We start from the raw sequence: 14,502 nt of genomic DNA on the forward strand, positions 1-14,502 counted from the left end.
CCCCCCCCCCCCCCCCCCCCCCCCCCCGCCACACCCGCACGCACCCGCAACGGAAGACATCACCACCATGTCCGAACAGCACGCGGCCCTCGCTCTGACCGTCGCGGCAGTCGTCGCCATGCCGCTGAGCGTCTGGGCAGCGGTCCAGCACCACAGCGGCCGGGGGCGCGCCGTCCGCGCCGTCTCCCGACGGCGCCGCCACGAATGACCGGCCGGCCGATCGACGCCTTCGTCACCGCCGGCTTCCGCGTCGCCGTCGTCAGCGAGCCGCAGCCCGACCCGGCCGCCCGCGACCTGTTCCCGGGCGACTTCCCCGGCCTCTCGACCAAGCCCGGCTTCCTGTTCCTCGTCGTCGAGGTACCACGGTCTCCACGGGTCCCGTCCCAGGACGAGTGAGTCGGGGGGCGTCTGATCGCCAGGGGTGGACGCCCACGGCTTCCTGCCGCCACCACCGCCTACGGAGCAGCGGTCTCCCTGGCCGCGTCGCCGCTCCCGGCAGGGGCACGGGTCCCGGCGCCGGTGGTCGTGGGGGCCATGAGACGCTCCTGCAGCCGCAGGTGGCTGAACTCGTAGTACGCCCCGGACTGCCGCAGCACGCCCCGGCGATGGGCCTCCTCCAGGAACTTCATCAGCCGCCACGGTGCCCGCCCGGTCACCGCGAGCCAGATGCGGGCCGCGCCCAGCCGGCCCCAGGCGCTCAGCGCCAGCGCGTTGGTGCCGACCTGTACCCACACCTCGGTGTGCATGGTGCCCAGCGTGTGGCCGCGCCCGGTCAGCGAGATCAGTACCAGGCAGACCCCGCCCGCGAGGAGGGCGGCGACGGCGCTGCGTGCGAGGGTGGCGGCGCGGTCGGTGCGCAGGGTGCTGCGCGGGCCGGCGGCGCGGATCGTGTCCGAGGGGGTGTTCAGGGCGCGGTAGACACCGGAGGCGCAGCCGCCGATGGCGCCGATGAGGACGCCGAAGGCCATGAAGGGGACCATCGCGTCGAGGACGACGGCGCCGACGTCACGGCGGACGAGCCAGACCTTGACGTCGGGCGGCAGGGCCACCACCAGGTTGTGGGCGTCGACCGGCCTGCCCGACCACTCCTTTGGCCCGTTCCCCTGCCACACGAGCACCCAGTCGCCGTTCCCATGCTCGATCCGCTCCGTCCCCTCGAACTCGCCGAGCCAGTCGTCGTACGAGATGCGCGCGCCCTCCCGCACCGCGAACGGCTCGGCGAGCGCCCTGCGGCTTACCAGGTCGACGTGGACCGGCCGCGTCGACTCGACGGAGCGCCGCCCGTCGGCGGTCTCCCGGAGCCGGTAGCCGTCGAGTTCGGCGCCCTTGGTCGCCCGCGGCTCGTCCGCGTGGTGGATCTCGTACGCGGCGAAGGCGCCCGTGACGCAGCCGGCGAAGGCGCCGGCGCAGACACCGATCAGTGTGCAGGCGAGGAGGCCCCGCCGCAGGCCGCGGCCGAAGGCGCGCAGGACGGCGGCCGGGCCGGTGTACTGCCCCGCCGCCCGTTCCCCGCGCCGCAGCCGCCCGGCCAGTACGAGCAGCACGCCGGCCACGACGCAGGTCGCGGCCGGGACGGCCTCCGTGAGGTACCCGTAGACGGCGAGACCGGCGAAGACGAGCACGCCGCCCAGCGCCCGCACGGCACGGGGGCCGCTCGGGCTGCCCGCCCACGGCAGACTCAGCGGGAGGGGCCGTCGGGACAGGCCGCCGACGGCGAACATCAGGGACAGCAGCAGCCCGAGGCAGCAGCCGTTCAGGTACCAGGTGGCCCTCGGCGTGATCACCGCGCCGAGCCGCGAGCCGACCAGGGGCGGGACGAACCAGCCGATGAGGACGGCGACGACCGTGCCCGCGGCCGTCATCGTCGCGGCCAGGCGCAGCAACTGCCGGGGGCCCTGCGGGGTGTCGGCCGTGGCGGGGAGCATGCGGGCGAGGCCGAAGCACAGACCGGTCAGGATGCCCGCCAGGTTGACCACGGCCGACGGGCCGCTGTCCCATCTGCCGACCACGCCGCCCCCGTACTCGGCCAGTGGCACGAGGAGCGCGGCCGTGGCGAGCAGGGCCAGTGACGCGGGGCCCAGCACGCGCAGCACGGGCGGCATCGCCGCCGGCAGTTCCCACCAGCCGAGCTGCCAGGTCCCCGCGGACGACGGGGAGGGCTGCCGCGCCAGGGACCGCAGCCAGCGGTGTGCCGCCTCCGGGCGCCAGGTGCCGTCCGTGTCGGCGAAGGCCGCCGGGACGAAGGCGTCCAGCAGGTGTTCCTCGACGGCCGCGGCCGTGGGGAAGCGCGCGTGGTCCAGGAGCTCGGACGGGTCGCGGGAGGTGTCCCCGTACACCGTGCGGGCCAGCGCCACCATCAGTGGTGTGCGCAGGGCGGTGGTCAGCTCGGTGGCGGAAGGGTGGTCGAGGACGTCCGTCCAGACGGTCACCGACCGTCCGTCCGGGTGCCCGTGGCCGGTCGGACGGGTGGTGCTCTCCAGGTACTCCCGCACGGTCGCCGGGTCCAGCGGGCACAGCCGTACGACCTCGGCGGCCGTCAGGACGTCGCCGCCCAGCTCACGCAGCGCACGGCTCCAGTCCGTGTCACGGCAGGTGAGCAGGACGGACAGCCGTTCGTCGAGTCCGGCGTTCAGCCGGTCGAGCGCCGACGCGTGGGCGTCCTCGGGGAGTTCGTCGAAGCCGTCGAGCACGGGGAGGACGAGTCCCGCGTCGAGCAGTTCACGGGCCAGCGTGCGCTCACCGCGGACGGCGGCCAGGGGCGGGTACTCCGCGGCCAGCCGCTCGGCCAGCCAGTCCCGCAGCCCCACGGACGCGGGGTCCCAGCTCGCCAGGGCGAACAGCACGGGGACCGGCTCCCCGGCGCACCGGGCGTCGAGCGTGTCCAGCACGAACCGTACGGCGAGGACCGTCTTGCCGGCACCCGGGCTCCCGAGCACGACCATCCGGCCGGAGGGGACCGCCCGGAACGCCTCGGCGATGCGGTCGAGCCGCTGATCGCCGTCACGGGGCGCGGGCAGCGGCGCGCCGGACCGGATGTTGTGCCGGTGGTCGGTGAGCGGCGAACCGGCCGGGGACCACCGGATGTTGAGCGGCTCCGGGTCCTGGAGCCGGCACCGCCGCGCCTCCGCCGCCCACTGGACGCGGACCGCCTCGGCGAGTTCCTCGGCCGCCCGCCGGCGCCGGTCGGCGTCCGCGGGGGCGGCCGCCGGCTCGCGCAGCAGGTCGGCGGCGAAGGCGCAGACCGAGACGAGGGCGGAGATCGCCGAGATCCACATCGATGTCCGGTCGGGGTCCGGGCCCCGGCCCGCCAGGACGACGGTCAGGGCGACCGACGCCACGCCGACCACGCCCAGCCCGAGGCGCCGCTGCGCCCTTGCCTCCCGCATCGCCACCCGCATGTCCCGGCCCCCGTGTCCGTCTTCCGACCGCAGTCCTCCGTCGTGCGGGGAACGACGGGAACGGCCGCCACGTACCGGCACCGAGGAGGGCGCGCGGGCGCACACCGGGCGCGTCCTCGCGTGTTCGGAGTCACGTCCGGGGGGTCCGCAGGGCGAGGAGGGCGACGTCGTCGTCGTTGGCGGCGGGGCGGACGCGGCGCAGCAGCTGGTCGGTGAAGGAGGCCAGCGGGCGGTGGGCGAGGGCCGCGGCGTTCCGGCGGAGTCGGTGCAGGCCCTCGTCGAGGGTGTGGCCGGGTTCCTCGATCAGGCCGTCGGTGTACAGCAGCAGGGTCGATCCGGGCGGCAGCAGGGCGGTCGCGTCGGGGCGCCGTGCCCGGACCCCGGTGCCGAGGAGCAGGCCGTGGCCGTCGGTGAGGTAGTCGGCCAGACCGTCGTGGCTGATCAGCAGGGGCGGTGGGTGGCCGGCGTTGGTCCAGGTCAGCTCCCAGCGGCCGTCGTCCGTCTCCTCGGCCCGGGCGAAGATCGCGGTGGCCATGCTGACGTCGGTGATGTGCAGGACCGCGTCGTCGAGCCGTTCGACGATCCGGCTGGGGGGCTCCTGCTGGGACCAGGCGTAGGCGCGCAGCATGTTGCGCACCTGCGCCATGCCGGCCGCGGCCTCCAGGTCGTGGCCGACCACGTCCCCGACGGCCAGCGCGGTGGCGCGGTCGGACAGCGAGAAGGCGTCGTACCAGTCGCCGCCGACCTGCGAGGCGTCGGGTGCGGGCAGGTAGCGGGCCGTCAGCTGCAACCGGGGTACGTGCGGCATCTGGGGCAGCAGGTGGTTCTGCATGGTCTCGGCGACCTTGCGCTGACGCTGGTAGAGGCGGGCGTTGTCCAGGGCCAGGCCGGCGCGGCGGGCGATGTCCTCGAGCAGGGGGAGATCGGCGGTGACGAAGTCCCCCGGGGTCTCGGCACGGCCCAGGGTGAGCGCCCCCAGGACCTCGCGCGTGCTGCGGATGGGCGCGATGGCCGCGGAACGGATACCGGTGGCCTCGAACAGCCGGCGCTGTTCGACCGCGATGCCGGAGTCCGGTTCCCGCTGGTAGGTCTGTGGGCCGGCCAGGGTGGAGGCGACTCCGCGCAGGGCCCTGGACAGGGGCATCGGGGACACTTGCGGGACCGGTGGCATCGGCCCCTGGAGCTCCTCGTGGCGCACCAGGGCGTCGCCGTCCGCGTGGACGACGGCGGCGCGCCAGACCTCGTCACGTTCGGTGATCAGGTCGATGACGGCCCAGTCCGCCAATCGGGGCACCACCAGGGTCACCAGCCGGCGCAGCGCCTCCTCGACGTCGAGGGTGGAGGTCAGCCGGGTGGTGGTCTCGGCCAGCAGCGCGAGCCGTTCCAGTTCCGGCAGCGGCCCGGCCGCCGGCTCCGGGTACGGGGCGGTTCCCTCCGGATCCCGGGGGTGGAAGAGGACGAGCGTGCCGCGTTCGTCGAGGCCGGCGACGTCGTACGGGCTGATCAGCCACGCGATGGGCAGCGTGGAGCCGTCCCCGCGGGCGAAGTGGTCCTTCTCGCCCTGGGCGGTGCGCCCGTCGTGGAAGGGCTGCCGCATACCGCACTGCGTCCTCGGCATGGGCTGGCCGTGCGCGTCCCGGTGCAGCAGGTCGTGCGCGTCCCCGCCGAGGAGCTCCGCGGCCGACCGGGCCAGCAGCTGTTCGGCGTGGGCGTTGACCGCGAGCACGCGGCCCTGCTCGTCGACGACGTAGGCTCCGGTCCCGATGGCCGCCAGCGCCCCGGTGAGCGCGGCGTGCGCCGCCGGAGGCGGTGCCCCGTCGGGTCCCGTCCGATCCGGCCGATCCGGCCCTGCCATGTCCTCAACTCCTCCACCGCCCGGCGGGCGGCACGTCCGCCCGGCGGTATCACGCTCTCTGCCACGACCGCGAGGAGAGAGGCCCGTTCCCTCGCCACCGTAGCGGCCGTCCCCCTGCCGGGCGCGGGCGCGGCCCCGCTCCGGCTCGGTGCCGCCCGTCCCCCGGCCGCGGGGGCCTGGCCGGTGCGCCTGCGGAGACTCGTCCGCCGGGGTCGGTGGTCCGGCCGCCCGGGTGGTGTCCGGTCACCCGGACGGCGGCAAGACCGCCATTCAGGACAGGAGCACCCCCGGAACGACCGATACCGCTTCTCCCGGGTCCCTCCGGAGGGGGGTACGCGCTAGCGTGATCAAGCCGACCGAAGTCTCGTTCGGCCGCGCCCTTCGTGTGCGGAACTCCTGCGCCACGCAAGGGTGTTGACAGGCAACGGGGGACGAGGGGAGTGCAAGGGTGTCACATGCACGCGCGCGAAGTCCTTGGCGGCTGCTGCTGGTCGAGGACGACCGGGAACTGGTCACCATGCTCTCCGGGGTGCTGCGGGACGAGGGGTACGCCGTCGACGTCGCGACCGACGGCCAGCGCGGTCTGCACCTCGGCCTCACCCGGCGGTACGACGTGCTCGTCGTCGACCGGCGGCTCCCGGCGCTGGACGGGCTCGACCTGCTGGCGCGGCTGCGGTCCCGCGCGGTACGCACGCCGGTGCTGCTGCTGACCGGGTTGGGCAGCGTGCACGACCGGGTCGACGGCCTGGACGCCGGTGCCGACGACTACCTGGTCAAGCCGTTCGACCTCGCTGAGCTCAGCGCCCGGTTACGGGCGTTGTGCAGACGGGCCCTGGACGGCACCGACGTGCTGCGCATCGGCTCGGGACACCTGCACGTCGGTGACCGGCAGGTCGAGCTCGCCGACGGCGGGCGGGTCCTCCTCACGGCACGGGAGTTCGCCCTGCTGTGGGTGCTCGCCTCGCGCCCCGACACCGTGTACCCGCGGGCGGAACTGCGCCGGATGGTGTTCCAGGAGGCGCCCGCCTCGTCCATCGTCGACACCTACGTCTACTACCTGCGCCGCAAGCTCGGCCGGCCGGTGGTGCGCACGGTCCGCGGACTCGGTTACCGCCTGGGCGCGTTGTGAGGGCGTCGGTGCACGGGGAGTGGGCGGTGGTGCGCCGGGCGCGGCTGCGGATCGCCGTGACCACCGGCGCGATCATCACGCTGCTGGTCATGGTCGTCGGAGGCGTCGCGAGCACGGTGATGACGCGGGCGCAGGACGAGCAGGTGCGGCGGGAGCTGCGGTACGGCGCGGCCCGCGCCGACCTGTCGAGTCCGCCGGGGTGCACCTGGCTGTACGCACCCGGCGTGACACCGCTCGGGAACGCCCCGGCCGGGTTCCCGGTACGCGCGGACGTGGACCGGGTGCGCCGTACCCATGACGCCGTGGAGCGCACCGTGCGCCGCGACGGCACGGTCTATCTGGTGCGTACGCAGGTCAGGGCGGACGGGGGCGTGGTGCAGGCGGTGTTCGACATGCGCTTCCAGCTGGCCGACCGCACCCACCTGTGGTACGCCCTGGGTGTCGCCGAGGTGGTGGGGCTCGTCGCCGCGGTCGGCACGGGGGTGGTCCTCGGGCAGCTGTCCGTGGCCCCGCTGGCCGAGGCGCTCGGCCGGCAGCGCCGGTTCGTCACGGACGCCAGCCACGAGCTGCGCACCCCGATCACCCAGGTGTACACGCGGGTGCAGGTGCTGTCGCGGCAGGCCGCCGCCCAGGACATGCCGGCCCCGCACCGTGACGGCCTGGCCCTGCTGACCGGTGCGGTCGGCCGGCTCGGCGAGGTCCTCGACGACCTGCTGCTGTCCGCGAGCCTCACGGCGGGCCCGGCGCGGCGGGCGGAACAGCGGCCGGTCGATCTGGTGGCGCTGGCCCGGTCGGTGGTCGCCGAGGAGTCGGACCGGACGCGGGACGGCCGCCTCACCGTCGCCGTGGAGGGCCCGCCGTACCCGCTGTACGTCGAGGGCGTCGAGTCCGCGCTGCGCCGCGCCGTCGGTGAGCTGCTGTCCAACGCGGTTCGTCACACCCCTGCGGGCGGGCGGATCGAGGTGTCGCTGGTGCGCGCCCGCGGCACGGTCGGGCTGACCGTCACGGACACCGGCCCCGGTTTTGAGCCGGCCGCGGCGGAACGGCTCTTCGAACGCTTCCACCACGGCGGTGCGGGCGGCCGGTACGGGCTGGGCCTGGCGCTGCTGCGGGAGGTCGTCACGCACCACGGCGGCACGGTCGCCGCCACCGGCCGCCCGGGGCACGGCGCCCGGTTCACCATCCGGCTCCCGGAGTACGCTCCTCCGCCCGCGGCGGACGCGGCCCGTCGTCCGGTCAGGACCGGGTGCGGGCGGTGAGCAGGCGGGCCGCGGCGCGGACGTCCGTGTCCAGGGGGCGGTCCGGGTCGACCGGGGGGATCGCGTCGGCGAGGGCGTCGAGGAGTGCGCCGCACCGGGGCGCGGTGGGGCGGCGGGCTCCGACGTGGACGGCCTGGCGCAGGCCGAGCGCGAGCGACCCGCACAGCAGGCCGAGCAGTTCCGCCATGTCGTAGGAGCGCAGCGCCGCCTGCGTGCCGAACGGGACGACGTCCTGGTTGTGCAGGTTCGTCGGCAGGCTCTGCATCCCGGCGGGTGTCGCGGAGCGGCGCATCTCCGCGACGAAGGCGGTGGTGGCCAGCTGCACGCCCTGCAGGCCGTGCTGGAGGCCCGGCGTGGTGGCGAGCATGGGCGGCAGCCCGCCGTTGCGCGCCGGGTCCACCAGCAGGTCGAGCTGGCGTTCGGCGAGGTTGCCCAGCTGGGCGGTGACGGAGGCGAGCAGGTCGGCGGCGAACGCGGCGGGCTGCCCGAAGAAGTTCCCGCCGTGCACCACCTTGCCCGTCCCCTCCCCTTCGAGACCTCCGGGGAAGAACAGCGGGTTGTCGCTGACCCCGCCGAGGTCGGCGGCGACCACGCCGTCGATGTGGGCCAGCGCGTCCTCCGCCGCGCCGAGCAGCTGCGGGGCGCAGCGGATGCTGTAGGGCTCCTGCAGCGGCCGGGCGCCGGAGGGCGTGGTCCCGGTGAGCGTCCCCCTCATGCGCGCACCGACGTGGACCGCGCCGGGGTGGCCGTACGCGCGCAACAGGTCCTCGTCGAGAAAGCCGGGGTCGCAGCCGAGGAGGTCGGCCAGCAGGCAGGTGAGGTCCGCGAGGACGCGGTGCGCGGCGCGGACGGCGTCGTGGGCCAGGGCCAGGGCCGCCGTGGTGACGGAGGTGCCGTTGACGAGGGCCAGCGCGTCGCGGCCGTCCAGGGCGAGCGGGCGCAGCCCGGCGGCGGTCAGTGCCTCCGCGGCCGGCCCGCGCCGGCCGTCCAGGTAGGCGTGTCCCCGGCCGCGCAGCGCCTGGGTGGCGTAGGCGAGCGGGATGAGGTCGCCGCTCGCGCCGACGGATCCGTACCGGGGCACGGCGGGCGTGAACGTCGTGGCGAACATGGCCGCGAGCCGCTCGACGACCTCGGCGGACACGCCGGAGTACCCCTGGGCGAGGGAGCGGGTGCGCAGCAGCAGGGCGGCCCGCACGATGTCGTGCGGCAGGTCGGGGCCCTGGCCGGCGCCGAGGTGGGCCAGGGTGTTGTCGCACTGGTCGGCCTCGTCGCTGCGGCCGGCGTAGCCGACGAGCGCGCCGAAGCCGGTGTCGGCGCCGTAGATCCGGCGCTGCCCGCCGTCGTCGCCCTGCCGCAGGGCGCGGAAGGCGCTCCGGCCGCGGTCGACGCGGGCGCGGGCCTCGTCGTCCACGGTGACGGTGAGCGGTGCCGCGGCGCGGCGCAGGGCGGTGGCGTCCAGGAGGCCGGTGAGCTCGACGGTGTCCGTGGTGGTCAGCACGGGCAGCACCGTAGGCGGGCAATCTCAGAGCGCTCTGAAAACGGGTGGATAGCTTCCGGTCCATGACGCACGACTACCTGATCATCGGAGCGGGACCGGCGGGACTGCAGCTCGCCGCCTTCCTGGAGCGTGACGGTGCGGACTACGTCGTACTGGAGCGCGGCAGCGGACCGGGCACCTTCTTCACCCGGTTCCCCCGGCACCGTCAACTCATCTCGATCAACAAGGTGCACACCGGGTACGAGGATCCGGAGCTGCGGCTGCGGATGGACTGGAACTCCCTGCTGAGCGACGACCCGGAGCTGCTGTTCACCCGGTACAGCCCGCGCTACTTCCCGCCCGCCGACGACATGGTCCGCTACCTGTCGGACTTCGCCGCCCGGACCGGGGCGCGGGTGGAGTACGACACCGCAGTGGAGAAGGTGTCCCGCGACGACGGTGACGGCGGGGTGTTCACCGTCACCGACCGGAACGGGAGGACGTGGCGGGCGCGGCGCCTGGTGGTCGCCACCGGCGTGTCCCGGCCGAACACACCGTCGATCCCGGGTATCGGACTCGCCGAGAACTACGACACGTTCGATCCCGACCCGGAGACCTTCACCGGTCAGCGGGTGCTGATCATCGGGCGGGGCAACTCGGCCTTCGAGACGGCCGACAGCCTGATGGAGACCGCGGCGGTCATCCACGTCGTCGGCTCCGGCTCGCTGCGGATGGCGTGGCAGTCGCACTACGTCGGGCACCTGCGCGCGGTGAACAACAACTTCCTGGACAGCTACCAGCTCAAGTCGCAGAACGCGCTCCTGGACGGCCGGGTGGTCGAGATCCGGCGCGACGCGGACGGGAACGGCTTCTCCGTGCCGGTCGCCTTCGAGCGGGTCGACGAGGTGGTCAAGGACATCCCCTACGACCGGGTGATCGTCGCGACCGGTTTCCGGTTCGACACCTCGATCTTCGACGACACCTGCGTACCGGGTCTGATCGTCGACGGCCGTTTCCCGGCGCTCACGCCCGTCGGTGAGTCGGTCGACGTACCCGGCCTGTACTTCGCCGGAACGATCACGCAGGGCCCCGACTTCAAGAAGTCCACGACCGGGTTCATCCACGGGTTCCGCTACACGGTCCGCGCCCTGCACCGGGCCCTGCGCAAGCGCCACCACGGCGAGGACTGGCCGGTCACGGAGCTCGGGGACGCGACGGAGCGGGCCGTCGACGCGGTCGTCACCCGCGTCAACCGGTCCTCCGCGCTGTGGCAGCAGTTCGCCGTCCTCGGCGACGTCCTGCTCGTCGCCCCGGACGGCACGATGCGCTACGCCGAGGAGGTGCCCGTCCGCCACGTCCCGGACGCCGTGCGCGAGGGCGACTTCGGCAAGGTGGACGCCCACGCGGTGATCACCCTGGAGTACGGCGCGGACCACGACCGGGTGGACCCCTTCGACGTCACCGCGGGCCGCAAGTCCCAGCAGGACGTGCAGGGCCTCGACGGCCGCTACCTGCACCCGGTCGTCCGCTGGTACCGGGGCGGCGAGCTGGTCTCCGAGCACCACCTCACGGAGAACCTGGAGAACGAGTGGGACAGCGAGGAGGTCCACCGCGCCCCGTTGCGCGCCTTCCTCACCGACCACCTCCGCCGGGCCGCCCCGGTGACACCGTGACCCTCCGCGCGCTGCACGACGCGGCCCGCGGGGCGCTGGACCCCGTCCACTACGACTACGTGGCGGGCGGGGCCGGCGAGGAACGCGTCCTCGCCGCCAACGAACGGGCCTTCGACCGGTACGCGCTGCTGCCGCGGGTGCTGCGCGGAGCCGAGGACCGGGACACCGGCGCCGACCTGCCGGGCGCCCGGCGGGCGGCGCCGGTGGTCGTCGCGCCGACCGCGTTCCACCGGCTGCTGCACCCGGACGGCGAACGTGCCACGGCCCGTGCCGCCGCGGCGGAGGGCGCCGTCCTGATCACGGGGACGGCCGCGACGACGGCGGTCGCCGACGTCGTCACGGCGGCCCGCGGGGCGGCCCCGGACCCGGCCGTGTGGTTCCAGCTCTACCTGCACCCCCGCCCCGAGGTCACCGAGGCGCTCGTACGGCGCGCCGAGGAGGCGGGCTGCACGGCGCTGGTGGTCACCGTCGACTCGCCGGTGTTCGGCCGGCACACCAGGGACCTGCGCAACGGTTTCACCGACCTGCCGCCCGGCTACGCCGCGGAGAACATGCGCGGCCTGCCGGGCGCCCCGCCCGGCGCCCTCACCGACATCCCCATGTCCCCGTCCCTGACCTGGCGGGACTTCGCGGAGGTGGCGCGCATGACCTCCCTGCCCGTCCTGGCGAAGGGAGTCCTGCACCCGGCGGACGCGCGACCCGCCGTCGAGCACGGCGCCGCCGGGGTGATCGTCTCCAACCACGGGGGCCGGCAGAGCGACGCCGTCCCGGCGGCCGTGGACTGTCTGCCCGCAGTCGTCCGAGCCGTCGGGGGCCGGGTGCCGGTGCTGCTGGACGGCGGGGTGCGCCGGGGCAGCGACGTCGCCGTCGCCCTCGCGCTGGGCGCGGCGGCCGTCGGCGTGGGCCGCCCGGTGGTGTGGGGGCTGGCCGCCGACGGGGAGGCCGGGGTCCGGTCGGTCCTCGCGACGCTGCGCGACGAGTACGACCACACGCTCGCGCTGTGCGGTGGGCGCCGGAACACCGATCTGACGACGGACATGGTCGTGACGAGGGCTTGCGTGACGACGAGGGGCGGGACGTGGTGAGCGGCGGTCCGGAGCAGGCCACGGCGGACACGTGGTGGCTGCCGCGCGGCGTCGTCGCGCTGCGCGGGCGCATCTTCGAGAAGGTCAACGGCGACCGGACGCTGACCCTGCCCAACTCCGCCTACGGCCCCGAGGTGTTCGAGCGGGTCTACGCGCACCCGGCGGCGAACGGCCGGAGCGCGGGGGCGGGCCTGTCCGACCTGTTCTGGTACTGGCTGTCCCCCGGGCCCGAGGTGCACCAGGAGCACCTGGAGCCCGGCGAGCGGTACGAGGACGTGGCCGCGGCGACGCGGCGCATGCTCGCCGGCAACTCGGCCGAGCTCTCGGCGGCGGCCGCCCGCGCCGTGGCGCGCGTGCTCGACACGGTGCCGGACACGCGGATCAGTCTCGTCCGGCTGCGGGACCTGGTGATGCCCGCGTGGGCCGAGTTCGCTTACGAACTGGTGTTCAAGGAGGTGTGCCCGCCGCGCGCCCGGGACCTGATCACCGCGCACTCCGCCGACGTGATCAACGCCCTGAAGTGCACCGGCCTGCGCCATCCGAAGCGCCGGGCGCGGCTGACGGCGTACCTGCGCGAGCGGGTCGCGGCCGGTGACGTGCGGCACGAACTCCCCGCCTCGCTGTCGCCGTCGGAACAGGTGCACTTCCTCCAGGGCACGATGTTCAACACGGCCGTCGTGCAGCTCTCCGAGGCGACCGCGCACGTGCTGCTCGCCCTGGCCCGCCACCCCGGCGTGCAGCGGCGCGTGGCGGCGGACCCCGACGACGACCGGTACCTCACGCACGTGCTCGACGAGACGATGCGGCTGTACCCGCTGTTCGGCATCGCGCACCGCATCACCACGGGCGACATCCCGCTCGACGAGGACACCACGCTGCCCGCCGGGTCCGTGGTGTGCTTCAGCTACCCCGGCTACCACGCCACGGGCTACGACCGGCCCGACGCGTTCGACCCGGACCGCTGGGACACCCTGTCCGCCAAGGACGCCCACCACATCCCGTTCGGCGTGGCCGCCAACCGCCCCTGCCCCGCGTGGCGGATCTCCCCGCTCGTGCTGCGCGCCGCGGTGCGGGAGGTGCTGGGCCGCTTCGAGCTGGACTCGACGGCCTCGCACACCCGCTCCAACCCGCACCGCGCCCCCTGTCTGCTGATCCCGCGCGGCCTTGCCCCCGAGCCGCGCCGCCTCGACGCGCTGCGGACCTTCGTCCGGGTGCGGGACGGGGTGGAGGACGTCACGCGGGGCGTACGGCAACTGGTGCTCGGCACGGTCATGGTGCTGCACGCCCGCCGGCAGCGGCCGGCGGCACGTTACTTCGAGGAGCCTCCGGCCGGCCGCTGCCCGGCCGCCCACGGAAACGGAGGGAGCAGATGACTCCCGCGGAACTCGCCCCCACGTTCTTCCTCGCCGTCGTGGTCATCCTGGCCGTCTGCCGGGTCGTCAGCCGGCTGCTGCAGCTGGTCGGACAGCCGCCCGTCGTCGGCGAGATGATCGCGGGCGTGGTGCTCGGCCCGTCGGTGCTCGGCGCCCTGCTCCCCGGGGTCGAGGAGGGCCTCTTCCCACAGGAGCTGCGGCCGGTCCTGTACATCGTGGGGCAGATCGGCCTGGTCGCGTTCATGTTCCACGTCGGCTGGGACTTCCGCATGGACCGGCTGAGCGGTGTCGCCCGGTCCGCCGGGCTCGTCTCCGCGGTGGGCGTGGTCGTCCCGGTGCTGCTCGGCGTGGTGCTGATCTACGCCGTCGGCGAGCGGACCGGTGCCCTGGCCGAGGACGTGCCGCTGGTGGTGTCGGCCCTGTTCGTCGGGGTCGCGCTGGCGATCACGGCGTTCCCGATGCTGGCCCGGATCATCTCCGAACGCGGCCTGGCCGGCACCCGGCACGGGGCGCTCGCGCTCGGCGCCGGCGCCGCGGACGACGCGGTCGCCTGGGTCCTCCTCGCCGGGGTGTTCAGCCTCGCCGCCGGCAGTGCCGGGCTGGTCTCCCTGGCCGTCCTGGGCGGGCTCGGTCTCGTCGTGGCCATGGTGGCCGCGGTGCGCCTGCGCGGCCGCACCGCGCTCCTCGCCGACCGGGTGGCGCCGGAGAGCCTGCTGCTGACGCTGGTCGGCGCGCTGTTCCTGGTGGCCTGGTACACCGACGAGATCGGGCTGTACGCGGTGTTCGGCGCGTTCTGCCTCGGCCTGGTGTTCCCGCGCTCGGAACAGCTCGACCGCTCGGTGGAGACGCTGAAGCCGGTGGGCACGGTGTTCCTGCCGCTGTTCTTCACCTACTCCGGTCTGAACACGGACTTCACCCTGCTGGGTGCCGGACCGGTGCTGCTGTTCACCGCGGGGTGCGTACTGGTCGCGATCCTGGGGAAGTTCGGCGCCTGCTGGCTGGCCGCCCGCGTCGCCGGTGAGCCGAACGCGGTGGCGCTGCGGGTCGGGGCGCTGATGAACGCGCGGGGCCTGATGCAGCTGATCGCGCTCAACCTCGGTCTGGCGGCGGGCATCGTGACGCAGGCGATGTTCAGCGCCCTGGTCGTGGTCGCCATCGTCACCACCGTCATGGCGACACCGCTGCTGACGTTCTTCGACCGGCTGGAGCGGCCGCGGGAGTCGCTGCCGCGGGCGACCGTGGATGCGTGAGCG

The 14,502-nt window shown here is 74.6% G+C and carries 11 protein-coding genes; 8 read left to right on the forward strand and 3 right to left on the reverse strand.

Translation table 11 applies throughout. The features are described from left to right. Positions 1–67: 67 nt before the first annotated feature. Together UW392_RS01090 and UW392_RS01095 are read left to right on the forward strand one after the other, a co-directional pair. Entirely contained in the window at positions 68–208 is a 141-nt protein-coding gene (locus UW392_RS01090) for a hypothetical protein (protein WP_320772903.1), read from the forward strand. Beyond that, positions 205–396 carry a hypothetical protein gene (locus tag UW392_RS01095; protein ID WP_414495368.1) on the forward strand — a complete coding sequence of 64 codons (192 nt, stop codon included), beginning with the start codon at positions 205–207 and terminating at the stop codon, positions 394–396. The genes UW392_RS01090 and UW392_RS01095 overlap by 4 nt, the downstream gene beginning before the upstream one ends. Positions 397–455: 59 nt before the next feature. Here the strand turns inward: UW392_RS01095 and UW392_RS01100 are convergent, their stop codons facing one another. Further along, entirely contained in the window at positions 456–3,386 is a 2,931-nt protein-coding gene (locus tag UW392_RS01100) for an NACHT domain-containing protein (RefSeq protein WP_320772904.1), read from the reverse strand. A 142-nt stretch (positions 3,387–3,528) separates the two neighbouring features. Next, the gene (locus UW392_RS01105; protein ID WP_320772905.1) at positions 3,529–5,253 is read right to left on the reverse strand and encodes a SpoIIE family protein phosphatase; all 1,725 of its coding nucleotides are present in this window, start codon (positions 5,251–5,253) and stop codon (positions 3,529–3,531) included. Between the two features lie 448 nt (positions 5,254–5,701). Between UW392_RS01105 and UW392_RS01110 the strand changes: the two genes are divergently transcribed. Continuing rightward, a complete protein-coding gene (locus UW392_RS01110; RefSeq protein WP_320772906.1) occupies positions 5,702–6,382 on the forward strand; it encodes a response regulator transcription factor in 681 nt (226 codons plus the stop codon). Between the two features lie 26 nt (positions 6,383–6,408). Beyond that, the gene (locus UW392_RS01115) at positions 6,409–7,641 is read left to right on the forward strand and encodes a HAMP domain-containing sensor histidine kinase (protein ID WP_320772907.1); all 1,233 of its coding nucleotides are present in this window, start codon (positions 6,409–6,411) and stop codon (positions 7,639–7,641) included. Here UW392_RS01115 and UW392_RS01120 read toward each other — a convergent pair. After that, positions 7,619–9,139, reverse strand: a complete 1,521-nt coding sequence (locus tag UW392_RS01120) for an aromatic amino acid ammonia-lyase (protein WP_320772908.1) — start codon at positions 9,137–9,139, stop codon at positions 7,619–7,621. The two genes, UW392_RS01115 and UW392_RS01120, sit on opposite strands and share 23 nt — an antisense overlap. Before the next feature lie 62 nt (positions 9,140–9,201). On the opposite strand from UW392_RS01120, the gene UW392_RS01125 reads away from it, so the two are divergent. The 4 genes from UW392_RS01125 to UW392_RS01140 are packed head-to-tail and all read left to right on the forward strand — an operon-like array spanning position 9,202 to position 14,499. Further along, the gene (locus UW392_RS01125; protein WP_320772909.1) at positions 9,202–10,791 is read left to right on the forward strand and encodes an NAD(P)-binding domain-containing protein; all 1,590 of its coding nucleotides are present in this window, start codon (positions 9,202–9,204) and stop codon (positions 10,789–10,791) included. After that, entirely contained in the window at positions 10,788–11,876 is a 1,089-nt protein-coding gene (locus UW392_RS01130) for an alpha-hydroxy acid oxidase (RefSeq protein ID WP_320772910.1), read from the forward strand. Before UW392_RS01125 ends, UW392_RS01130 begins: the two co-directional genes overlap by 4 nt. Continuing rightward, complete coding sequence (locus UW392_RS01135) at positions 11,870–13,249, forward strand: cytochrome P450 (RefSeq protein ID WP_320772933.1); 1,380 nt, start codon at positions 11,870–11,872, stop codon at positions 13,247–13,249. Before UW392_RS01130 ends, UW392_RS01135 begins: the two co-directional genes overlap by 7 nt. Continuing rightward, positions 13,246–14,499 (forward strand): cation:proton antiporter, encoded by a 1,254-nt coding sequence (locus tag UW392_RS01140; RefSeq protein WP_320772911.1) that lies wholly within the window; start codon positions 13,246–13,248, stop codon positions 14,497–14,499. Before UW392_RS01135 ends, UW392_RS01140 begins: the two co-directional genes overlap by 4 nt. Positions 14,500–14,502 lie beyond the last annotated feature (3 nt).

It is taken from the genome of Streptomyces sp. CRN 30, from assembly GCF_034105845.1.

What these genes read in the sequence shown, in the direction of transcription:
- UW392_RS01090 (WP_320772903.1), top strand. Translation starts at nt 68, where the DNA reads ATGTCCGAACAGCACGCGGCCCTCGCTCTGACCGTCGCGGCAGTCGTC.
- UW392_RS01095 (WP_414495368.1), top strand. Translation starts at nt 205, where the DNA reads ATGACCGGCCGGCCGATCGACGCCTTCGTCACCGCCGGCTTCCGCGTC.
- UW392_RS01100 (WP_320772904.1), bottom strand. Translation starts at nt 3,386, where the DNA reads ATGCGGGAGGCAAGGGCGCAGCGGCGCCTCGGGCTGGGCGTGGTCGGC.
- UW392_RS01105 (WP_320772905.1), bottom strand. Translation starts at nt 5,253, where the DNA reads ATGGCAGGGCCGGATCGGCCGGATCGGACGGGACCCGACGGGGCACCG.
- UW392_RS01125 (WP_320772909.1), top strand. Translation starts at nt 9,202, where the DNA reads ATGACGCACGACTACCTGATCATCGGAGCGGGACCGGCGGGACTGCAG.
- UW392_RS01140 (WP_320772911.1), top strand. Translation starts at nt 13,246, where the DNA reads ATGACTCCCGCGGAACTCGCCCCCACGTTCTTCCTCGCCGTCGTGGTC.